At 53.6% G+C, this 19,984-nt stretch carries 22 protein-coding genes and 1 pseudogene; 12 read left to right on the forward strand and 11 right to left on the reverse strand.

Annotated elements, in window-relative coordinates; translation table 11 throughout:
* Positions 1-163: 163 nt before the first annotated feature.
* Entirely contained in the window at positions 164-817 is a 654-nt protein-coding gene (gene nfsB, locus BM427_RS18300) for an oxygen-insensitive NAD(P)H nitroreductase (protein ID WP_090123934.1), read from the forward strand.
* A gap of 167 nt (positions 818-984) precedes the next feature.
* On the opposite strand, the gene BM427_RS18305 is transcribed toward nfsB, so the two are convergent.
* Positions 985-1,890 carry a cupin domain-containing protein gene (locus BM427_RS18305; RefSeq protein ID WP_090123936.1) on the reverse strand — a complete coding sequence of 302 codons (906 nt, stop codon included), beginning with the start codon at positions 1,888-1,890 and terminating at the stop codon, positions 985-987.
* A gap of 124 nt (positions 1,891-2,014) precedes the next feature.
* Here BM427_RS18305 and BM427_RS18310 point away from each other — a divergent pair, with 124 nt between their 5' ends.
* Both BM427_RS18310 and BM427_RS18315 read left to right on the forward strand, forming a co-directional pair.
* Entirely contained in the window at positions 2,015-2,551 is a 537-nt protein-coding gene (locus tag BM427_RS18310) for a carboxymuconolactone decarboxylase family protein (protein WP_090123937.1), read from the forward strand.
* A 154-nt stretch (positions 2,552-2,705) separates the two neighbouring features.
* A pseudogene (locus tag BM427_RS18315) lies at positions 2,706-2,834 on the forward strand (transposase); the annotation flags it as partial.
* Positions 2,835-3,016: 182 nt separating this feature from the next.
* Here the strand turns inward: BM427_RS18315 and BM427_RS18320 are convergent.
* The 4 genes from BM427_RS18320 to BM427_RS18335 form a co-directional block, all read right to left on the reverse strand.
* Positions 3,017-3,391 carry a hypothetical protein gene (locus BM427_RS18320; protein WP_244316536.1) on the reverse strand — a complete coding sequence of 125 codons (375 nt, stop codon included), beginning with the start codon at positions 3,389-3,391 and terminating at the stop codon, positions 3,017-3,019.
* Between the two features lie 46 nt (positions 3,392-3,437).
* Positions 3,438-4,046 (reverse strand): hypothetical protein, encoded by a 609-nt coding sequence (locus BM427_RS18325; protein ID WP_090123939.1) that lies wholly within the window; start codon positions 4,044-4,046, stop codon positions 3,438-3,440.
* 9 nt (positions 4,047-4,055) lie between these two features.
* The gene (locus BM427_RS18330; protein ID WP_090123940.1) at positions 4,056-4,454 is read right to left on the reverse strand and encodes a hypothetical protein; all 399 of its coding nucleotides are present in this window, start codon (positions 4,452-4,454) and stop codon (positions 4,056-4,058) included.
* 227 nt (positions 4,455-4,681) lie between these two features.
* Entirely contained in the window at positions 4,682-5,638 is a 957-nt protein-coding gene (locus BM427_RS18335) for a LacI family DNA-binding transcriptional regulator (protein ID WP_090123942.1), read from the reverse strand.
* Positions 5,639-5,934: 296 nt separating this feature from the next.
* Between BM427_RS18335 and BM427_RS18340 the strand changes: the two genes are divergently transcribed.
* The 6 genes from BM427_RS18340 (at position 5,935) to BM427_RS18365 (ending at position 11,858) form a co-directional block, all read left to right on the forward strand.
* Entirely contained in the window at positions 5,935-6,249 is a 315-nt protein-coding gene (locus BM427_RS18340) for a PTS sugar transporter subunit IIB (protein ID WP_090123944.1), read from the forward strand.
* 12 nt (positions 6,250-6,261) lie between these two features.
* Entirely contained in the window at positions 6,262-7,590 is a 1,329-nt protein-coding gene (locus BM427_RS18345; protein ID WP_090123945.1) for a PTS sugar transporter subunit IIC, read from the forward strand.
* Positions 7,591-7,603: 13 nt separating this feature from the next.
* On the forward strand, positions 7,604-8,992 hold the full coding sequence (locus tag BM427_RS18350; RefSeq protein ID WP_090123947.1) for a glycoside hydrolase family 1 protein: 1,389 nt from the start codon (positions 7,604-7,606) through the stop codon (positions 8,990-8,992).
* A gap of 5 nt (positions 8,993-8,997) precedes the next feature.
* Positions 8,998-9,309, forward strand: a complete 312-nt coding sequence (locus tag BM427_RS18355) for a PTS lactose/cellobiose transporter subunit IIA (RefSeq protein WP_175518632.1) — start codon at positions 8,998-9,000, stop codon at positions 9,307-9,309.
* A gap of 145 nt (positions 9,310-9,454) precedes the next feature.
* Entirely contained in the window at positions 9,455-10,834 is a 1,380-nt protein-coding gene (locus BM427_RS18360; RefSeq protein ID WP_090123948.1) for a carbohydrate porin, read from the forward strand.
* Between the two features lie 109 nt (positions 10,835-10,943).
* Entirely contained in the window at positions 10,944-11,858 is a 915-nt protein-coding gene (locus tag BM427_RS18365) for an EamA family transporter (protein WP_090123950.1), read from the forward strand.
* A 100-nt stretch (positions 11,859-11,958) separates the two neighbouring features.
* Here BM427_RS18365 and nepI read toward each other — a convergent pair whose 3' ends face one another.
* From nepI to ivbL, 5 genes are all read right to left on the reverse strand, one after another.
* On the reverse strand, positions 11,959-13,143 hold the full coding sequence (gene nepI, locus BM427_RS18370) for a purine ribonucleoside efflux pump NepI (RefSeq protein ID WP_090123951.1): 1,185 nt from the start codon (positions 13,141-13,143) through the stop codon (positions 11,959-11,961).
* Positions 13,144-13,243: 100 nt separating this feature from the next.
* A complete protein-coding gene (locus BM427_RS18375; RefSeq protein WP_090123952.1) occupies positions 13,244-13,696 on the reverse strand; it encodes a DUF1198 domain-containing protein in 453 nt (150 codons plus the stop codon).
* Positions 13,697-13,822: 126 nt separating this feature from the next.
* On the reverse strand, positions 13,823-14,107 hold the full coding sequence (ilvN, locus tag BM427_RS18380) for an acetolactate synthase small subunit (RefSeq protein ID WP_064562571.1): 285 nt from the start codon (positions 14,105-14,107) through the stop codon (positions 13,823-13,825).
* Positions 14,108-14,110: 3 nt separating this feature from the next.
* Positions 14,111-15,799 (reverse strand): acetolactate synthase large subunit, encoded by a 1,689-nt coding sequence (ilvB, locus tag BM427_RS18385; protein WP_090123954.1) that lies wholly within the window; start codon positions 15,797-15,799, stop codon positions 14,111-14,113.
* Positions 15,800-15,902: 103 nt separating this feature from the next.
* The gene (gene ivbL, locus BM427_RS25490; protein ID WP_139109736.1) at positions 15,903-16,001 is read right to left on the reverse strand and encodes an ilvB operon leader peptide IvbL; all 99 of its coding nucleotides are present in this window, start codon (positions 15,999-16,001) and stop codon (positions 15,903-15,905) included.
* Between the two features lie 512 nt (positions 16,002-16,513).
* Between ivbL and tisB the strand changes: the two genes are divergently transcribed.
* From tisB to emrD, 3 genes are all read left to right on the forward strand, one after another.
* The gene (tisB, locus tag BM427_RS18395; RefSeq protein WP_064562565.1) at positions 16,514-16,603 is read left to right on the forward strand and encodes a type I toxin-antitoxin system toxin TisB; all 90 of its coding nucleotides are present in this window, start codon (positions 16,514-16,516) and stop codon (positions 16,601-16,603) included.
* A gap of 119 nt (positions 16,604-16,722) precedes the next feature.
* Positions 16,723-17,556, forward strand: a complete 834-nt coding sequence (locus BM427_RS18400) for a DMT family transporter (RefSeq protein ID WP_090124394.1) — start codon at positions 16,723-16,725, stop codon at positions 17,554-17,556.
* Between the two features lie 177 nt (positions 17,557-17,733).
* Entirely contained in the window at positions 17,734-18,918 is a 1,185-nt protein-coding gene (gene emrD / locus BM427_RS18405; RefSeq protein WP_090123956.1) for a multidrug efflux MFS transporter EmrD, read from the forward strand.
* Here emrD and BM427_RS18410 read toward each other — a convergent pair.
* The gene (locus BM427_RS18410) at positions 18,821-19,909 is read right to left on the reverse strand and encodes a cellulase family glycosylhydrolase (protein ID WP_244316537.1); all 1,089 of its coding nucleotides are present in this window, start codon (positions 19,907-19,909) and stop codon (positions 18,821-18,823) included. The genes emrD and BM427_RS18410 overlap by 98 nt on opposite strands.
* Between the last annotated feature and the right edge of the window lie 75 nt (positions 19,910-19,984).

Raw genomic sequence — 19,984 nt, forward strand, 5'->3', positions numbered from 1 at the left:
TCTGTTTTGCCAGAAATCCCTGTGGCGGGAAATGTTATTTTCACTCATCGAGTGAAAGTGCTGCCTTTTTACACCGATTTATCTGGTTATGTTTTGCGTTTATGCTCGCTGTAATCAACAGTACCGTCCCTGATTTGTTTATATTTCCACCAGGAGAAAAAGAATGACCCTTGATGATGCCGTCGTTGCCCGCCATACCGTAAAAGCGTTCGAACCTGGCCACACGCTGCCGCAGGATAAAATCGAAACACTGCTGAACGTGCTGCAGAACAGCCCCTCTTCCGTTAACTCACAGCCGTGGCATTTTGTCGTTGCCGCTACGGCACAAGGGCGCGAAGCCATGGCTAAATCCACCACCGGCGCTTTTGTCTATAACGAGCCGAAAGTCCTGAACGCCTCTCATGTGATTGCGCTGTGCATACGCAGTGATATTGATGACAAACATCTGCAAAATATTCTCGCGCAGGAGCAGAAAGATGGCCGCTTCGTCGCAGAGGGCGCGCAGGCGGGCCAGGATAAAAGCCGCCGTTCTTACGTCGATATGCATCGCTATGAACAGCGCGATCTGCCACAGTGGATGGAGAAACAGGTGTACCTGGCGTTAGGCGGCCTGCTGCTGGGTGCGGCCATGCTCGGCATTGACGCCACGCCAATGGAAGGTTTTGACCAGCGCGCACTGGATCTGTCGTTGGGTCTGCGTGAAAAAGGGCTGACCAGCGTAGTACTGGTATCGCTCGGCGTACGCAGCGATAAAGACTTCAACGCCGCCCTGCCGAAATCCCGCCTGCCGCGCGACGAAATTTTTACCTTTATCTAATCCCGATACGCCCGGTAGCGTGACGCTTACCGGGCCTGCAATGGGTGAATCAGGTTTAATACACCCCGGAAATCACTGGCAGTTCATCCATAACGATTTTCATCACATGATCCCGCTTTTCGTCCCACGTGCCTTTTTCTGCCATGAATATGTGGCCATCAACCAGGCTATGTTCGCCGGTATTGTGCAGGTGTTTGCTGGTAACATTGCCTAAATGCGCGGGAAAATGAAGAGAGGGAGAGAAACCCACAACGATCTGCAATGGCATCGATCGTCAGACTCCGTTGCTGGTGCAGCAAACGCGCAGCCTGCGCGAGGCGAATTTGTGTCAGCCAGCTTTGTGGTGTCAGGTGATAACAGCGGGAAAAATGGCGGGCGAAGGTTGCGCGGGAGAGGAAGCAGCGCTGTGCCAGCGTCTCCAGCGTCCACGGCTGCGCTGGATCGGCCAGCACTGCCAGTACGGCAGGCGCGAGGCGCGGATCGCTCATCAACCGCAACAGACCTTCTGGCGGCTCCTGCGCTGACAGTAAAATACGCAGCAGCATCGTTAAAAACGACATCGCCAGGCTTTGTACCATCTTCGCCCCTCCGGGCTGGTTGCTCAGGCTTTCTCGCACCAGCATCGCCAGCAGGGCTTGCAGTCCCGGGAAATTCTGCTGTCCGTCGGTATGCAAATGGACAACATCGACTTCATGGGCAAACAGCCAGTCGCTGTGCGGCCCAAAATTGAACTCGCCGCATAATACTTCCACCGCGCTGCCTTCGCCTTTTGCGACAACCTCCGTCAGCGTGCCGTTGTGCTGGCTGGTCACTGGCGCAAGGTGCCCCCAGTCAATCAGCCCCTGCAACAGATGCGGAGAACCGTGCGGCAGCAGCAACACGTCTCCCGCGCGTACATCATAGATTTTCCCCGCGACATTCAGCCGCGCTTCCCCTTTCAGAATCGCATGCCAGGGCACCGCGCCGGGCGCGAGTTGAACATGATCTGCCTGCCAACGTCCAGCGAAACGGCAGTGAAGATTCACCGCGCAAACTGGCGCAAGCAGAGTCAGTATCTGGCTAAGAGTATCCACCTTTCCCCTGAGACGATAAGACAAAAAATAGAGACGATTTGGCGCATTCTATAACGTCCGCCCAGCCTAACATAAGCCCAACGCCGCCACAGCGGCCCTCATTTAAACTGAATAGGAGCAAATCATGAGCCGTTTAACGCACATTCAGGCTGAAGAAGCCACTGGTAAAGCCGCAGAATTATTTACTGCTATCAAACGCGCAATAGGCAAAGTGCCGAATGCTTATCTGACCATTGGCAGCCACTCGCCGGAGGCGCTGGGCCAGGCGCTGCAACATAACGCCATGCTGACAAAAAGCAGCCTGAGCGCCAAAGAGCGTGAAGCCATTAACCTTGCCGTTAGCGAAGCAAGCAGCTGTGATTACTGCCTGGCCGCTCACACGCTGGCAGCAAAAAGCGCAGGGTATAGCGAAGAGCAGACCCGGCAGTTACGTCGCGGGGAATACCCGCAGGATGCGCACATTGATGCACTGGTGAAATTCGTGCAAACATTGGTCACCACGCGCGGCACACTGGCTGATGATACCGTTTCCGCCTTTCGCAATGCCGGTTTCGACGATCGCCAGGTCGTAGAAACCATCAGCGCCGTCAGCGCGATTCTGTTCACCAATATGATTAACCGCGTCAATGACACGGTGGTGGATTTCCCGAAAGTGAATTGATCAACCAGGGAGGCTGAAACCTCCCTTTTTAGGGTTCACCGTCTCTTCCTGTACTGAAATTACCCACCACTCTCTCTTCACCCGTCTTCAGCTTCTCGATTCGCAGCAGCTCTGTTGTCGCGGGTGTAACCGCAGTCCCTCAGCGACACGCAGGCTCAGTACACGCATACTGGAAGGGATGAACAACAGGATCAGGGTGATAAAGCGAATGGCATATGGATACCGGAATAACGACTGTTTCTTCCTGAAAATAAAAGCAGCGTTCCCCGGTAAAGCGCGATGAACTCCAAAAAAAAACCTTGATAAATATAAACCTAACATCCTCCCTCTGATAATGGTTTCCATGAATGATTTAAGACATACAAATATCCACGCAGGGAAAACGAGATCAGAAACAGGAAATAAGCATACCGAAAATCATTATCACGAAGAAAAATAACAGCAGCCACCGAGAGAGTTGCATTATTATCTTTCCGACGCAGGGACCGGGACGATTTCGCATTTTATTTTTTCTGGTAGCGCTTCATACCTTAACGCTATTTTTGGCCGTGATATAAGCCTGTATTTGCCATCTTCACCATCATAGCTACAAAACCCCTTTTGCGACATGGCAATAAATGAGGCCAGATAGCTCTGGCGCTGCGCCTCATTAGAAAACTCCGCCAGATTTTCCTCAATTACCTCAAAATCTGACATCGGTTGCAGCGAAGCGAAATAGTCAAAAACCCATTCATAGTGGGCAACAGAGTCGCTAATCTCCGCCGGAACGGGGCCGATACGGCGGTAGCGAAATGGGCGAGTGAACCATCCGGCGCGACACCAAACCAGTCCAGATCGCATTCCAGGAGCGATTCATCCATCGGAATAGTACCTTCGCCGCTCATTTTTAGTGGTCCGTAAACATGGCTGGAAACCAGGTATTGATTTGTCGATTATCCAGCAACCTGTCTTTCCCGAAATCAATCAGAGTCGAAACGGCAATACCCCGACGAAGCGGTTGGGGAAAATCATCAACCGATGCGAATAGCGTAGGGACTAAGAAGCGAAAGTAATCGCCCAAATGCGTCGTACCTTCATACCCAACAGGATAATCCTCACCGGGCCTGGAACCTTCTACGCCAAAATAAAGAAACATCCCTTTATTGATGGCCAGATTGGCATCACTTTGCGATCCTAACCGTTGCCACTCCTGTTTAAGGTCTTCTGTAACATGTGCTTTATCAGGGTAACTTCCGAACCTTAAATGGGAAAATAAATCCACCGAAAACGCGCCATTTTTATTTTCTGGATATGCATCAAAAATGGGCGATTCTTCCCATATAAACTCATTCATATTTTCCAGCAGCGATTCAACGTCTGTTATTTGCAGTAACGCTTTGGGAAGATCGCCAAAACAGTTATTCACCATCACGGCAATATGACCGTGTTTATCGGCGGCAAACCAGGTATGGATCGTACCGAACTCAGGCACCCAATCACTATTTAAACTGTTCATCACTTCTCCTTATTCATGGAGTACCGCCAGTAACGGCGCAGTATCCTCTAAAGAAACCAATGACTCATAGACAGATTTAGCGTACTCGCCAGAATGCAAAAACAGTAACGCGGATACTATTCGGGCGCGGCTAAATGAGATTAAAGAATCAGTCTCGCTGTTTTCTTGCTTAATGAAATAGTCGTTATCCAGCGCCTCACAGCGCTTTCTCAAGAACGCCAATTCAGGTTCCGTCAGGGTGACGTTGCGTTGCAACCTTGAGAACGCTTCATCTACATTGGTGTCCTTCCAGCCCGATGTGTGCAATGCATACTGGCAGGCAGCGATGGCAAGCGGTTTGTTATCTCTCGCTTGCAACTGATCCATCTTCTGCGCCAGTTCGACAGAAATGGTCTGCAGTCGGTTCATCTTCCGCCCCCACTTTCATTACGCGTTTTTACGATGTTCTAACGGATTATCGGCAGTAACAAGCAGAGAGAGAGAATTGTTAGAGGTAAAAATGCAATTTACCTTAAATTGGTTTTTTATTTGACTTAAGGGCGGAAATTGCAGGCAGGAAATAAAAAACTGCACCTTAGTCAGCTGGGTGTCCAACTTTTGGGGGGCAGTTCATCGGAGGCTATTCAAAATAGTGATTAGCGTTTACTGATATCGGGAATAATTAAATCACCGCGTACGCGGTGCGAACCGAGCACGCTCTGCGTTTTTTCATTCAACCAGGCCACAATGCGCGCCGCCATCGCATCCATTGAATATTCAATCGCCGGAATGGTCGGGATCCCCGGTAAATGCAAGGAGCCAGCAAGGCTGAAGACCATGATGTCGCCCGGCACGGATTTATTAAATGCTTGCAGTTGCGGGATCACGCGCTGCGCTTCCTGCTCGTCAGCCACCAGCAGTGCGTTAAAGTTCAGCGTGGTAGCGTTATTGAGCAGCACCTGCAATGCTACCGATGAACTGGTGTCATCCATAAAAACCAGGTTGCGGTTAAACGGCAGGAAATTGTTTTCCAGCGCCAGTTTGTAGCCGTGTAGCACCTGCTCAGCCGCAGCGGTATCGGGATGGATAAGTGCAATCTGTCGGCGGCTCTGGCTAATCAGGTAGTTGCAGGCGGTTTCCGCCGCAAAGGCGTGGTCGAACTGAATGTTGTTCGGTGTGGAATCGATGGACTCTTCGCAATCGACCAGAATCACATTTTCATCTTCAATTTTCAGAGGGAAACGTGCGCCGATAATCAATACATCGTCGCACAGCCCACAGGTCAATTCATCCAGCGCGCTCATCACCCCGGCTTTGGTATTGGCGAAGCGCAACAGCAAATGTTTCTGACTCTGGCTAAGATGTTTTTCCAGCGCATACAGGTAACCGGTGGTCTGGTTTATATTTTCCTGGGCGCAAATCACCCCGATGCAGCCTGTCGACTGGCTGAGCAATGACTGGGCGATAACATTGGGCCGATAATTCAGCTCTTCGACCGCTTTCAGTACCGCGAGACGACTGGCTTCTTTAACGCCACGCGAACCACTCAACACCCGTGAGACTGTGGCTTTAGAAACCCCAGCTAACCGTGATACGTCGTTGATTGTAGACATCTTTCACCCCTGAGCGGCGCGTAGCCTGCGCCTGAAAATTCGCCCTGCAAAATCGGTTCAATCTATAACCACTCAAAGTATAACTGTTTCCCTTTTTGATGGAAACCGAATTTCCATTTCACCTCTTTTGCTCTCAACGAGGCGCAAAATTCCGTGATGTAAATCCAATAAAAATACCTTATGAGCAATAGATATTGATAGCTATCACACTTCTATGGAGAAAAAATGGAAACCGGTTTCCATATGATATCCAATCATCCCGGCAATAACTTTTTACACTTCGAGGATGGTTAACGATGTTCAGGATTATGTTGTGCTGCTCTGCCGGGATGTCCACCAGCTTGTTGGTGAGGAAAATGCTTGAGGCGGCGAAGGAACGGGAGCTGCAAGTGGAGATCGACGCATACGGCGTTGCGGAATTCGACACGCAATTTCCGCGTTATCAGGTCGTGCTTCTCGGACCGCAGGTTAAGTACATGTTAAATACGCTGTCAGAAAAGGCCGCCGCACACGGCATTCCGGTTCAATCCATCAATCCGATGGATTACGGTATGCAACGCGGTAATGAGGTACTGGACTACGCTTTGTCGCTGATTGAAGCGGCGCATTAAAAAGGTGTTCTTATGAGTTCCTTATATCAATCAATGATTACGGTTATTGAGCAATCCATTACGCCGCTGGCCGGTCGTCTTGGACAGCAGAAGTATGTTATCGCCATCCGCGACGGTTTTACCGCTGCGCTGCCGTTTATGATCATCGGCTCCTTTATGCTGGTGTTTATCTTCCCGCCGTTTTCCGCCGACACCACCGTTGGTTTCGCCCGCGCCTGGCTCGATTTCTCGACCGAATACCGCGCGCAACTGATGCTGCCGTTTAATCTCAGCATGGGGGTGATGACGTTTTTTATCTCCGTCGGGATTGGCGCCAGCCTCGGTCGCCAGTTTAATCTCGATCCGGTGATGACTGGCCTGCTGGCGTTTATGGCGTTCCTGCTGGTTGCTGCGCCGTATGCAGACGGCAAAATCTCCACTCAGTATCTCTCCGGTCAGGGCATTTTTACTGCCTTGCTGACCGCCATCTACTCATCGCGCGTTTACGCCTGGCTCAAACAGCACAACATCACCATCCGCCTGCCGAAAGAGGTCCCGACCGGCGTGGCGCGTTCGTTTGAGATTTTGATTCCGGTGGTGGTGATCATTGGTACGCTGCACCCGCTGAACCTGTTTATCGAAGCACAAACCGGAATGATCCTGCCGCAGGCGATTATGCACCTGCTGGAGCCGCTGGTTTCCGCCTCTGATTCCCTGCCCGCCATTCTGCTCTCCGTGCTGCTGTGCCAAATCTTCTGGTTCGCCGGTATTCACGGTTCGCTGATTGTCACTGGCATCATGAACCCGTTCTGGATGGCCAACCTCTCCGCCAACCAGGCTGCGCTGGCGGCAGGTGCTGCGCTGCCGCACGTCTATCTGCAAGGCTTCTGGGATCACTACCTGCTGATTGGCGGCGTGGGTTCGACCTTACCGCTGGCGTTCCTGCTGCTGCGTAGCCGCGTCGCGCATCTGCGTACCATTGGCAAAATGGGGGTTGTGCCAAGCTTCTTTAACATCAACGAACCGATTCTTTTCGGTGCGCCGATTATCATGAACCCGATGCTGTTTGTGCCGTTTGTCTGCGTACCGCTGGTTAACGCCGTGCTGGCTTACACGGCGACAAAAATGGGTCTGCTGGCGCAGGTGGTTTCGCTGACACCGTGGACAACGCCTGCGCCAATCGGTGCCTCATGGGCGGCGAACTGGGCCTTTAGCCCGGTGGTGATGTGCCTGATTTGTATGGTGATGTCTGCCCTGATGTATCTGCCGTTCCTGCGGGCGTATGAACACTCGCTGATGAAAGCGGAAGAACAAAAAGCGCAGACCAGCGCACCGATGACGGAAACTGTTCGCAGTAACTAAAAAGGAGTCGGTAATGAAATATGTTTTTCCCGCAAACTTCTGGTGGGGCAGTGCGTGCTCGGCACTGCAAACCGAGGGGGAAAGCCAGCAAGGCGGAAAAAGCGCCACCACCTGGGATACGTGGTTTGCTCGCGAACCGTGGCGTTTTCACCAGCAGATTGGGCCGCAGGAGACCTCGACGTTTTACCGCCACTGGCGGCAAGATATCGCGCTGTTGAAGCAGCTTAATCACAACAGTTTTCGTACTTCGCTGAGTTGGTCGCGCCTGATCCCGGATGGAACCGGGGAAGTGAACCCGCAGGCTGTCGCCTGGTACAACGACGTAATCGACGAGCTGCTGGCGCAGGGAATTACGCCGTTTATTACGCTGTTTCACTTCGACATGCCGATGGTAATGCAGGAAAAAGGCGGCTGGGAAAGCCGCGAAGTGGTTGAGGCTTTTAGTCGCTACGCGCAAATCTGTTTTGAGCTGTTCGGTGATCGGGTGCAGCACTGGTTTACCTTTAACGAGCCGATCGTTCCGGTCGAAGGTGGCTATCTGTACGATTTCCATTACCCAAACGTGGTGGATTTCAAACGCGCGGCGACGGTGGCGTACCACACGGTACTGGCTCATGCCAGCGCAGTCAGAGCGTTTCGCGCCGGACACCACTCCGGCGACATTGGCATTGTGCTGAACCTGACTCCGTCTTATCCGCGCTCGCAACATCCTGCGGATGTGAAAGCGGCACACCACGCAGATTTGCTATTTAACCGCAGTTTTCTCGACCCGGTACTGCGTGGCGAGTATCCCGCTGACCTGGTGGCGCTGCTCAAAGAGTACGATCAGCTCCCCGCCTGCCAGCCGGAAGATATCTCGCTGATTGCAGAAGGGAAAATCGACCTGCTCGGCATCAACTATTACCAGCCGCGGCGGGTAAAGTGCCGGGACAGCGCGGTTAATCCCGATGCGCCATTTATGCCGGAGTGGTTGTTTGATTATTACGAAATGCCAGGCCGTAAAATGAACCCCTATCGCGGATGGGAAATTTACGAGCCAGGTATTTACGATATTCTCACCAACCTGCGTCTTAATTATGGCAACCCACGCTGTTTTATTTCTGAAAACGGTATGGGAGTCGAGAATGAAGAACGCTTTATTGAAAACGGACAAATTAACGATAGTTATCGTATTACCTTTGTTCGCGATCACCTGAAATGGCTACATAAAGGAATTAGCGAAGGCTGTCATTGTCTTGGTTACCATATGTGGACATTTATTGATAACTGGTCATGGTGTAACGCATATAAAAACCGCTACGGTTTTGTGCAATTAGATTTGGCAACTCAGCAACGCACTATTAAGAAAAGTGGAGAGTGGTTTGCCGCCACCGCCGCGCTTAATGGTTTTACTCAGGAATAATGATTATGGTCGCACTTGAAGAAGCGGTAATGGAAATTATCGTCAATGCCGGACAGTCGCGCAGCCTGTGTTTTGAGGCGCTGCGATCGGCCAGGGAGGGCAATATTGAAGAAGCCCGCAGCCTGCTGCGCGAGGCCGATGGTTATTCACGCCAGGCGCACAAAATGCAGACACAATTGATTGAGCAGGATGCCGGTGAAGCCCGTCAGCCAATGACGTTAATTATGGTGCATGCCCAGGATCACTTAATGACGTCGTTACTGGCCCGCGAATTATCTGAAGAAATAATTCAACTGCATTCATTATATCGACAGTAATAAATGGAGAATTGATTACGGTAAATCTTAATTAATCTGTGCCCGACTCTACAAATAAATATTAGTTTTTGGTGATGGCAATATTTTTACCCTGCCAGCGCAGGGTAACTATTGTCTGCGAATAACTTACAAAATTGAGATAACCATGAGAATAAATAAAATACTTCCAGTGGCGCTGGCGGTTGCAGCCACCGTTTGCTCTGGGTCCGTCTTCGCACAAGAATTTACGCAAGAGCAAATCGATGCCATTGTCGCCAAAGCGGTCGATAAAGCGCTGGCGGAACGGCAGGCTAAAATGGATGCCGCCATCAATAAAAAAGCGGATGTGATTGTTGAACCACAAACTACCGCTCAGGAGCCGGATAAAGCTATTCCTTACGGCCTGAAATTCAGCGGTTATGCCCGCTACGGCGCGCACTTCCAGTCTGGCGATCAGAAATATGTTGGCGTCGATGGTTCTTATAATGGCGCCTCCGCCATTGGCCGTCTGGGTAATGAAGGCAACGGCGGTGAATTCCAGCTTTCGAAGGCGTTTAAAGGCGACAACGGCGCAATCTGGGACGTTAACGTCATGTTCGATCACTGGGGTGACGAAGTTAACCTGAAAAAAGCCTATGCCGGGGTAACCAACCTGCTGGCCTCGAATCCGAATGCTTACTTCTGGGCGGGCCGCGACTTCCACCAGCGTCCGCAGCAGGGTATCAACGACTACTTCTGGATGAACCATGATGGCCAGGGCGCCGGGGTGAAAAACTTCGATATTGGCGGCGTGCAGTTTGACGTGGCCGCTGTGGCCGCCGTGGAATCCTGTAGCCCGGCAGTACTGGAGGATGAAGCCAACCCGTCACGCATCACCTGTACGGGCGGTTCGAACGTTGGTGATAAGGGTAACTATGCCGTCACCTCGAAAATTCACGGCATGAAGGTCGGCCCACTCGATCTGGAGATCTATGCCAACTACGGTTTTGACTCCAAAGCGATCGAAAGCGAAGACCGACAGCGCGCCTGGCAGGGCGGCGTGGTACTTAGCCACACCAATGACCACGGCGTGAACAAAGTGATCGCCCGTTATTCCGATAACGCGGACAACAGCGTATTCAACAAAACTGATGATCTGACGGCGATTTACGCCAGCTTCGAAGGCAACTACAAATTCAGCCAGCAAACCCAGGTGGAATACCTGCTGGCCTTCCACGATTACGATAACAGCACCAACAAAGCGGATAACCGCCGCAACTATGGTGCAATTATTCGCCCGATGCACTGGTGGAACGATGTCCATTCAACCTGGCTGGAAGCCGGTTATCAGCGCGTTGATTATGACAAGGGCGGCGATAACCACGGCTGGAAACTGACGCTGTCGCAGAACATCTCGATTGCGATGGGGCCGGAATTCCGCCCGATGCTGCGCTTCTACGTGACCGGCGGTGAAGTCGATAACAAACGTACCGCGCGAGTCAATGGCACCGACGACAGTACACTCGATTCGTTTAACGTCGGCGCGATGTGGGAAGCCTGGTTCTGATGTAAAACCGGAGGCGGTCACCCTCAGCCGCCTCCGGTTAATCTCTGTACATGTGTTATGATGCGCACCTTATCAATAAGCAATTAGCATGACAGAGTTGGGTTAAAAGATGGGTTCCACAAAACAAGGGATGCTTTATGTACTGGCCGCCGCGGTGTTATGGGGCAGTTCCGGGGTTTGCGCGCAGTACATCATGGAGAAAAGCCATATCCCGTCACCGTGGTTAACCATGACGCGCCTGCTGTTTACCGGCATCATTTTGCTTACGCTCTCTTTTGTGCACGGCGATAAAATTTTCGCCATCCTGAAAAAACGTAAAGACGCCATCAGCCTGCTGATCTTCTCACTGGTTGGCGCGCTGACCGTGCAACTGACCTTTTTGCTGACCATCGAAAAGTCCAACGCGGCTACCGCCACAGTGCTGCAATTTTTGTCGCCGACCATTATCGTGACGTGGCTGGCTCTGGTGCGTAAAGCACGCCCCACCCCGCCGGTTGTTGCGGCGATTTTCACCTCGCTGACGGGCACTTTCCTGCTGGTGACGCACGGTAACCTGACGTCGCTGTCTATCTCTCCCCAGGCGCTGCTGTGGGGGATCGCTTCGGCGTTTTCCGCCGCGTTCTACACCACTTATCCCTCAGCGTTGATCGCCCGGTATGGCACGCTGCCGATTGTCGGCTGGAGTATGTTGCTGGCGGGGTTGATGCTGACGCCGTTTTTTGGCGGGCAGGGGGAAAGTGTGGCGGTGGATGGACACCTGCTGATGGCGTTCTTCTATCTGGTGGTGATCGGAACGGCACTCACCTTTAGTCTCTACCTGAAAGGCGCGCAGATGATTGGCGGCTCGAAGGCCAGCATTCTGAGCTGCGCTGAACCGCTGAGCAGTGCACTACTCTCGGTGGTGCTGCTCGGCGTTGCTTTCTCATTGCCGGACTGGCTTGGCACGCTGCTCATTGTCTCGTCGGTACTGCTGATCGCCTGGGATTCGCGCCGCAAAATGCGGCTCGCCAGCGCTTCTGCATAACGTTACCCGATGGCGGCTACGCTTATTGAGCCTACGCGTTGTGCAATATGCGAGCGTTCATGGCCGGGTAAACACAGCGCCACCCGGCGAATGACGGCGTTTACGCTTTCACTTTTACTTTTGTTGCCACCAGTAGCGCCGTTAGCAGCATCAGGGTGCCAGAGAGCAGCAGCGGCGACAGCAACCCATAATGGTCCAGCGCAAAACCGCCAATCGCCGCGCCGCAGGTGTTGGCAAGCTGAATCACCGCTACCTGAATGGAACCGGCTTTTTCCGCCTGATCGGCAAGGGTGCGGGTGATCCAGGTTGACCAGCCCACCGGCACCAGCGCAAAACCCAGCCCCCAGGTGATGGCGATCCCTGCGGCAACGATTTTATCGCTGCCCCACAAAATCAACACCAGCGCGCTAACAGCCAGTGTCAGCGGTGCAAGGGTGAGCGCCATTTTGACCGAACGCTTCATCACCGCGGAAGAGAAGGACGTCCCGACAAAGCTGGCAATACCAAAGCTCAGCAGCACCAGCGTTAAGCCATCGACGCTAAAGCCGGCCAAATTCATATATACCGGGCGAATATAGGTAAAAAACGAGAACTGCCCAGCGAAGACCATAAAGATGGCGATCATGCCTGCCAGCACACCAGGGCGTCTCAGCAGGCCAAACATGTTCTCGTGATGTTCGGTTTTGCCCGGCAGCGACGGCAGCGCTCGCCACACCCAGAGAATGCAGACCGCACCCATCAGTGCCGCGCCGTTAAAGACATTACGCCAGCCGATAATGCCGCCGAGGAAACTGCCCAGCGGCGCGGCGATCACTAACGCAATCGACACCGCGCCAAAAATCACCGACAACGCTTTCGGCACTGTACGCATCGGCACCAGACGTATGGTCAGCGAAGCCGACATCGCCCAGAAACCGCCGAGTGCCAGCCCCAGACAAGCGCGCCCAGCCAGCAGCAGCGTAAAGTTATTGGCAAAGGAGACCAGTAGGCAGGAGAGGGTCAGCAGCACGGCAAAGGCGATCACCACATAGCGCCTGTCGGCGGCGCGGATCACCGTGGTAATAAACAGGCTGGCGAACATGGCCACGAACGCGGTTACTGTGACGGTTTGCCCGGCGACGCCTTCGGAAACACCTAAATCCAGCGCCATTGGCGTCAGCAGACTCACCGGTAAAAACTCTACGGTGATCAGACAGGCAACGCAAAAAGCCACCGCGAAAACGGCTGACCAGTTAGGACGGGTTACCGCGTCCACCGGAGATTGCGCCACCGTTTGCTCACTCATTTACCACCTGCTTAGTTATTCGTCGTGAAGGTCGCGCAGTGTAACATTCATCATCTGTGACGCAATTAACAATTCGGCAACTCATTTTATGAGGGGCAGATCAGTGCAGCCAGTGGACGCCCCCTTGAGGGATAAACTGGGCGTTATAACGTAACTGGAAGTTGTTCAGTTCGAGGGCATCTGGCTCCAGTTCGCGTAAAAAACCGAGTGCCAGGCGCACCTGCGCATCAGTTATCGGTGCGGCAAGTCGCGCTTTTTGCATCAGCCGGTGCCAGTATTGCAGGTTCTGCTCACTGCCATCGACGATGGAAACCTGCCAGATCAGTAGCACCTGCGCCGCATTTTGCAGATGTGCTTCATCCGGGCGCGCCAGGTAACTTAAGTACTCATTGCCCGCCGTTTTGCCCATCTGATCCATCATCGATTCCACCGGAACAGGTTGAATGTTAAGCCGGTCAGTGAGACGGCGGATCGCCCGCCGGGAATCAGAGGTTAACACTCTGAAGCCAATCACAAAAACAACCACCAGCGTTGCCAACATCAACCAAATCATACTTGCTCCCGGTGCGTAAAAGAGGCTTATCATACGGGGAAATTCCCCCTGACGCACAGCCGTAAAGACAGCCGTAAGCCGACAGCTAACTATCGGCTTACCGGGCGCTTCGCATAGATAGCGCACTTATTCGAAGAACTGTCCCAGTTTGTTAAACACGCCCGGATCGCTCTGGTGGCGGATGATTTGCACCACATCTTCCAGTTTGTCGATCTGGCTTATCATTTGCTCCAGCCGCTGGTCGTTAGCAACCTGTAGCCAGATACGGCTCTGTTCGCCGTTTTGTAGCGGTAAACAGAGAATACCTTCCACGTTGAACGCTCGCCGCGCAAATAACCCGCAAACATGCGTCATGACGCCCGGATGGTTACGCACGGTGAGTTCTAGAATGACGTTATCAGTTGTTTGCATGGCTTATTCCCCCACCATTTCGGTATTTGCCGCACCCGGCGGCACCATCGGATAAACTTTCTCTTGCGGGTCGATACGGACATGGATCAATGCCGGGCCAGGGCGAGAGATGATCCCCAGCAACGCGGCCTGCGGATCGGCGACGGCGTTTAAATCACACGTTTGCAGGCCGAAACCTGCGGCAATCTGCATAAAATTAATCATCCCAGGATAGGTTGCCGCAAACACGCCAGATTTATAGAACAGGCTCTGCTGCTGGTGAACCAGCCCCAACGCTTCGTTGTTCATTAACACGATCTTCACATCGAGGTTATTCTCTGCGGCCGTGGCCATTTCCTGAATATTCATCATCAGGCTGCCGTCGCCAGAGAAGCAGATAACTTTGCGATCCGGGTTCGCCAGCGCAGCGCCAATAGCAGCAGGGAGCCCAAACCCCATGGTGCCCAGACCGCCGGAAGTCAGCCACTGACGCGGACGATTAAGCGGGTAGGCCTGCGCCGTCCACATCTGATGCTGGCCCACATCGGTTGTAATAATGGCGTTATCGTCTACGCAAGCTGCAACGGCGTTGATTAGACCGTAGTGGCTCAGCGGATCACCGCCCTGCGGAATGGCACCCGGAAATTCGTGTTGCAGTTGCTCAACCGTGTTACGCCAGGTGTGGCGGGAGTGCGCCTCAATGTACGGGAGCATCGCGTCAAGCACCTCGCCGACATCACCCTGGATCGCCACATGCGCCTGCTTCACTTTGCCAAGCTCCGCGCGGTCGATATCAACATGGATAATTTTGGCATTCGGGCAGAACTGCTCTGTTTTCCCAATTGCCCGGTCATCAAAACGCGCCCCCAGCACCACCAGTAAATCCGCTTCTTGCAGGATAAAGTTGGTGCTGCGTGCGCCGTGCATCCCCAGCATGCCCAGCGACAGCGGGTGTTGCTTCGGCAGCATGCCGAGCGCCATCAGCGTCATGGTGGTCGGCAGATTGGCTTTCTCCGCCAGATGACGAATCTGCTGCGGCGCATTGATTACTCCACCGCCGAGATAAAGCACCGGGCGCTGTGCGGCATTGATCATCTCCGCGGCTTCGCGCACCGCCTGCGCATTCCAGGCCGGGGCTGGGGTTTTGTAGCCAGGTTCCGGCAGTTCGCTCAGGGTGATTTCTGCCGTCTGCACATCTTTAGGAATATCTATCCACACCGGGCCAGGGCGGCCAGACTGTGCAATGCGAAACGCATCGCAGATCACCTGCGGCAGTTCGGCGATGTCACGCACCAGGTAGTTGTGTTTTGTGATGGGGATAGAGATGCCGTAAGTGTCTACTTCCTGGAACGCATCGGTACCGATCATCGAGGCGGGTACTTGGCCGGTAATGCAAACCAGCGGGATGGAGTCGAGACGCGCATCGGCGATGGCGGTCACCAGGTTGGTCGCACCCGGCCCGCTACAGGCCAGACAGACCGCCGGCAGGCCTTGTGTACGCGCCATACCCTGCGCAATAAAACCTGCGCCCTGCTCGTGGCGCGCCAGCACATGGCGAATCTGTTTGCTCTGGCTGAGCGCGTCGTACAGTGGCAGAACCGTACCGCCAGGAATACCGGTTACCGTGGTGATGCCCTGTCGTTCCAGTAAATGAACAATCAGTTGCGCGCCAGTGTAGCGCGTGGGTTGTGATGTGCTGCCCGAACTTGCCATGCTCCAGTCCTTTTCTTCTGAGCCAGCTTTCCGGAGGGCGTTAAACGAAAAACCCCGCCGGTTTGCGCCGGCGGGGTTTTGGAATCGTGTGTTGTTCCGGACCCTACGGCGCATTGCCGACGACCACCACCACACGCACGACGACCACCGCGGCGTTATGCGCGGTTTTTAGTAGGCTCATCGACATTGTGGAAGCGTTCATTAGGGACCTGTCTGTCATGTAATTAACAGGATTTATACAAACACAGGATTTCGTCGCCGACAACTGCTTTTTACGCACCCGCAGAAAACTGTGCGGTGTATCACGTTTGGTTATGCAGCCGCTGAAAACAAAAAACCTCGCCGGAGCGAGGTTTTCATGCAGTTTTTGCGGTTGGTGGCCGCAAACACACTACGTTACGTCAACAGGGGAACTATACGCGGAAACAGGCAGTCGTGCAATTTTCAGGCGTTTTCTCCCGCATTGAGTATGGATCAAGCTCAAAATTTCGTCCAACAAATGCTGTATATATAAACAGTATTAATATATACTGACCTTGCTAATCAGTGTGCAGGGGCCGCACCTCTACGGCGCAAACAAGTCCTGGCTGAAACGGGTGGTGCCGTCAGCGCCTTAACCCCTAAGCGAGCACACTGCGTTACGCCAACAACACGGCTGACAACAGGCAGCGGAAAGGTAAGCCAGCCGGTGCTCCTGAACCAGAGGAGACGCGTATGAGCGGAATGGAACTGTTTATTCTGATCCTGAAACTCATTGTTGCTTTGCTGCAACTGCTTGAAGCTGTCCTGAAATTCCTGCGTTAATTTAGGTTCAAGCCGCACCAAAGAGGGGCGGGCAACCGCCCCTCTTTAACATCGTTAATCTGGTATCCGCTGCGGGAGGCATGTTACATTTTGGTGACAACTCACTCGCCCAGGCCACCATGACACTATCCGTTTTCTGCATTTTGCTGTTTGCAGCTCTGCTTCATGCCAGCTGGAATGCCATCGTGAAATCCGGCAGTGACAAACTCTATTCGGCGATTGCCGTAAGCGGTTCTGCCGCGCTGATCGCGCTAATTTTATTACCTTTCTCGCCACAGCCGACGCTCGCCAGCGTGCCTTACCTCGCCGTCTCGTGTGCGTTGCAGGTGGTTTACACGGTGCTGGTGGCGAAAACTTACCAGGTTTCGGATATGAGCCAGACCTATCCGCTGATGCGTGGCACCGCACCGTTGCTGGTGGCGCTTATTAGCGTGTTGATCCTTGGCGATTCACTTTCTGGCGTGGCGTGGGGCGGTATTGCCGTGATCTGCCTGTCGATACTGGCGATGGCGTTTAACGGACGCATGCAGGCACGCAAAGGGATCTGGCTGGCGCTTATTAATTCAGGGTTTATCGCGGGTTACACGCTGGTCGATGGCACCGGCGTTCGCCTTGCCGGTTCTGCGCTGGGCTATACATTATGGACTTTTTTCCTTAACGGTTTTTGCCTGTTGTTCTGGGCGATGCTGGTGCGGCGGCGAGAGGTGACACCTTATCTGCTCGCCAGCTGGAAAAAAGGCATTCCCGGCGGCATTGGCACCATGGGGTCTTACGGCCTGGCGCTGTGGGCGATGACGCAAGCGCCGCTGGCGGTCGTCGCTGCGCTGCGCGAAACCTCGATTCTGTTCGGCGCGCTGATTGCGTTTGTTCTTCTCAAAGAGCAGGTTGCCGGACTACGGATTGTTGCTGCCTGTGGCATTGCCGCTGGCGCGATACTGCTGCGCCTTTCCTGAAGTTCGCTGGCAACAAAAGTTGCCGAATGTTGTCTATAAAACCTGCCTGTCACCTTCCTGCTTTTGCACCGGGTCATTGTGGTTCTGTCATCTGGTTGTGCTAGATTTCTCCGGCATTAAGGCTCTATTGCAGCCATATATTCTTTAATTCTTCATTTTTTAAAAGTAATCATCGACATGAAAAGGCAGAGAAACGTCAATTTGTTATTGATGCTGGTACTTCTGGTGACTGTCGGGCAGATGGCGCAAACCATCTATATCCCGGCGATAGCGGATATGGCGCTCACCCTGAATGTTCGCGAAGGCGCGGTGCAAAGCGTCATGGCAGCATATCTGCTGACTTACGGCGTATCCCAACTCTTCTATGGCCCGCTGGCGGACAGAGTCGGTCGCCGCCCGGTGATCCTTGCCGGGATGGGCATCTTTTTGCTGGCGACGCTGATCGCTATTACCACGCACAACCTGTCGATGTTAATTCTGGCCAGCGCCTTACAGGGCATCGGCACTGGCGTGGGTGGCGTGATGGCGCGAACGCTGCCGCGCGATCTGTATGCCGGAACGGAACTGCGTCACGCCAACAGTTTGTTGAATATGGGGATTTTGGTTAGTCCGCTGCTTGCACCGCTGATTGGTGGCGTGCTGAATACGCTGTTTAACTGGCGCGCCTGTTTTATTTTTCTGCTGGTGCTGTGCCTGGTCGTCACCTGGAGTATGGCGCGCTGGATGCCGGAAACCCGGCCAAAAGACGCGCCGCGCCTCCGCCTGCTGGCCAGCTATAAAACCCTGTTCGGCAATGGCGCATTTAATTGTTACCTGCTGATGTTGATTGGCGGTCTGTCCGGGATTGCAGTCTTTGAAGCCAGCTCGGGTGTGTTGATGGGCGGCGTGCTGGGTCTGAACAGCATGATGGTCAGTGTCCTGTTTATTCTGCCGGTGCCAGCGGCCTTTTTCGGTGCCTGGTTTGCCGGGCGGCAAAACAAGCGCTTTACATCGTTGATGTGGCAGGCAGTGATCTGCTGCGTGACGGCCGGTCTGATGATGTGGATCCCGGGTATTGTCGGGGTGATGAATATCTGGACACTGGTCGTGCCCGCTGCGCTGTTTTTCTTCGGCGCCGGGATGCTGTTCCCGCTGGCGACCAGCGGTGCGATGGAGCCATTCCCGTTTCTGGCGGGCACTGCGGGCGCGTTGGTTGGCGGGTTGCAGAACATCGGCTCCGGCGGCCTGGCATGGCTCTCTTCACAACTGCCGCAGAACGGCCAGTTTAGCCTTGGGATGCTGATGACGCTGGCCGGGCTTTTAATTCTGTTGTGCTGGCTGCCGCTGGCGACGCGCTTTTCTCGCCATGAACCGGTGATTTAACTTCATGATGGCCCGGCTTTGCATCGGGCTTATCGCACTCCGGCGCAATCATCATTTTCAGTAACGGCTCCGGCCCTGGTCGCCATGCGCCTTCTTCCCCATCATAAAATTGCGTATCGGTATTGATCGCATAGGGAATTTTCACCTTACTGAGTTCGCAAGCCATAAAATGGGCAAAAGCCATTTGCGATTCGGTGGGTGCATTTTTAATGGATTCGCCTACCGCCCAGCCGCCAACCCAACTGGCATGCCCGGATTTCTGCTGCCAGCGCACCGCTGTATTGATCCGCGCGCGGATGGCGGCTTTTTCCGCCGCCGTGCCCGATGTCCACGGATATTTACCGCTATTTTTCTGTGGCCCCCACGGGAAAATGTGCCACTCGGCTAACAGATAGTTCTGGCTGTGCGGCGGCAGCTTCAGCGAGGAGAGATCTTCTGGCGCGGCGCGCAGACGCGGGGCAATAAAAATCATGCGTTGAGCGTCGATATCATGCAGGGTGCGCACGACATTTTCATAGGCGCGATTTAATGCGGGTAAATCACGGTTAAGTTTCTCAGCCGGTTCATAAATCACATCAAAACCGAGCGTCGGGTGCCCGGTACCGAAAAAGTTCGCTACCGTTGACCACCATGCCACCAGCTGCGCTTCGTTTTTGGCGTCAGGATCGGCTTTGAAGCTGTCTGCCTGATAGGCAATCACCGGGATCATCCCATACTGTTCGCAGGCCTCCACCAGTTTACGCAGGTGGATCAGGCGCGCCTCCGTCATGTTATCTGCAACGCGAATGCGCACATGACGGATACCGGCGTCGTAGAAATCACGCACGATCAGCGGGTCGAACTCGCGGATACCACGATCGGTACGCGCCCAGTCGACATCCATCCCCACCCCCAGCTTTTGCGCATATTGCGCCGCCGTCAGCGGAGTATCAGCGGCAAACACAGCGGTTCCCGCCAACAGCATAACAACTGCAATCAGTGGCTTTAACACAGTTGACCTTGTGAAAATCAGGGATGAATACATGTATTTAGCATGCTTGCGTTTACACGTGTAGCAGCAAAACGT

The organism is Kosakonia arachidis, assembly GCF_900116535.1.
GTDB lineage: Bacteria > Pseudomonadota > Gammaproteobacteria > Enterobacterales > Enterobacteriaceae > Kosakonia > Kosakonia arachidis.

Excerpts from the sequence above, each read along its gene's own strand:
- nfsB (WP_090123934.1), top strand. The coding sequence starts at position 164 with ATGACCCTTGATGATGCCGTCGTTGCCCGCCATACCGTAAAAGCGTTC.
- BM427_RS18310 (WP_090123937.1), top strand. The coding sequence starts at position 2,015 with ATGAGCCGTTTAACGCACATTCAGGCTGAAGAAGCCACTGGTAAAGCC.
- BM427_RS18320 (WP_244316536.1), bottom strand. The coding sequence starts at position 3,391 with ATGCGATCTGGACTGGTTTGGTGTCGCGCCGGATGGTTCACTCGCCCA.
- BM427_RS18325 (WP_090123939.1), bottom strand. The coding sequence starts at position 4,046 with ATGAACAGTTTAAATAGTGATTGGGTGCCTGAGTTCGGTACGATCCAT.
- BM427_RS18330 (WP_090123940.1), bottom strand. The coding sequence starts at position 4,454 with ATGAACCGACTGCAGACCATTTCTGTCGAACTGGCGCAGAAGATGGAT.
- BM427_RS18335 (WP_090123942.1), bottom strand. The coding sequence starts at position 5,638 with ATGTCTACAATCAACGACGTATCACGGTTAGCTGGGGTTTCTAAAGCC.
- BM427_RS18340 (WP_090123944.1), top strand. The coding sequence starts at position 5,935 with ATGTTCAGGATTATGTTGTGCTGCTCTGCCGGGATGTCCACCAGCTTG.
- BM427_RS18345 (WP_090123945.1), top strand. The coding sequence starts at position 6,262 with ATGAGTTCCTTATATCAATCAATGATTACGGTTATTGAGCAATCCATT.
- BM427_RS18350 (WP_090123947.1), top strand. The coding sequence starts at position 7,604 with ATGAAATATGTTTTTCCCGCAAACTTCTGGTGGGGCAGTGCGTGCTCG.
- BM427_RS18355 (WP_175518632.1), top strand. The coding sequence starts at position 8,998 with ATGGTCGCACTTGAAGAAGCGGTAATGGAAATTATCGTCAATGCCGGA.
- BM427_RS18360 (WP_090123948.1), top strand. The coding sequence starts at position 9,455 with ATGAGAATAAATAAAATACTTCCAGTGGCGCTGGCGGTTGCAGCCACC.
- BM427_RS18365 (WP_090123950.1), top strand. The coding sequence starts at position 10,944 with ATGGGTTCCACAAAACAAGGGATGCTTTATGTACTGGCCGCCGCGGTG.
- nepI (WP_090123951.1), bottom strand. The coding sequence starts at position 13,143 with ATGAGTGAGCAAACGGTGGCGCAATCTCCGGTGGACGCGGTAACCCGT.
- BM427_RS18375 (WP_090123952.1), bottom strand. The coding sequence starts at position 13,696 with ATGATTTGGTTGATGTTGGCAACGCTGGTGGTTGTTTTTGTGATTGGC.
- ilvN (WP_064562571.1), bottom strand. The coding sequence starts at position 14,107 with ATGCAAACAACTGATAACGTCATTCTAGAACTCACCGTGCGTAACCAT.
- ilvB (WP_090123954.1), bottom strand. The coding sequence starts at position 15,799 with ATGGCAAGTTCGGGCAGCACATCACAACCCACGCGCTACACTGGCGCG.
- ivbL (WP_139109736.1), bottom strand. The coding sequence starts at position 16,001 with ATGAACGCTTCCACAATGTCGATGAGCCTACTAAAAACCGCGCATAAC.
- tisB (WP_064562565.1), top strand. The coding sequence starts at position 16,514 with ATGAGCGGAATGGAACTGTTTATTCTGATCCTGAAACTCATTGTTGCT.
- BM427_RS18400 (WP_090124394.1), top strand. The coding sequence starts at position 16,723 with ATGACACTATCCGTTTTCTGCATTTTGCTGTTTGCAGCTCTGCTTCAT.
- emrD (WP_090123956.1), top strand. The coding sequence starts at position 17,734 with ATGAAAAGGCAGAGAAACGTCAATTTGTTATTGATGCTGGTACTTCTG.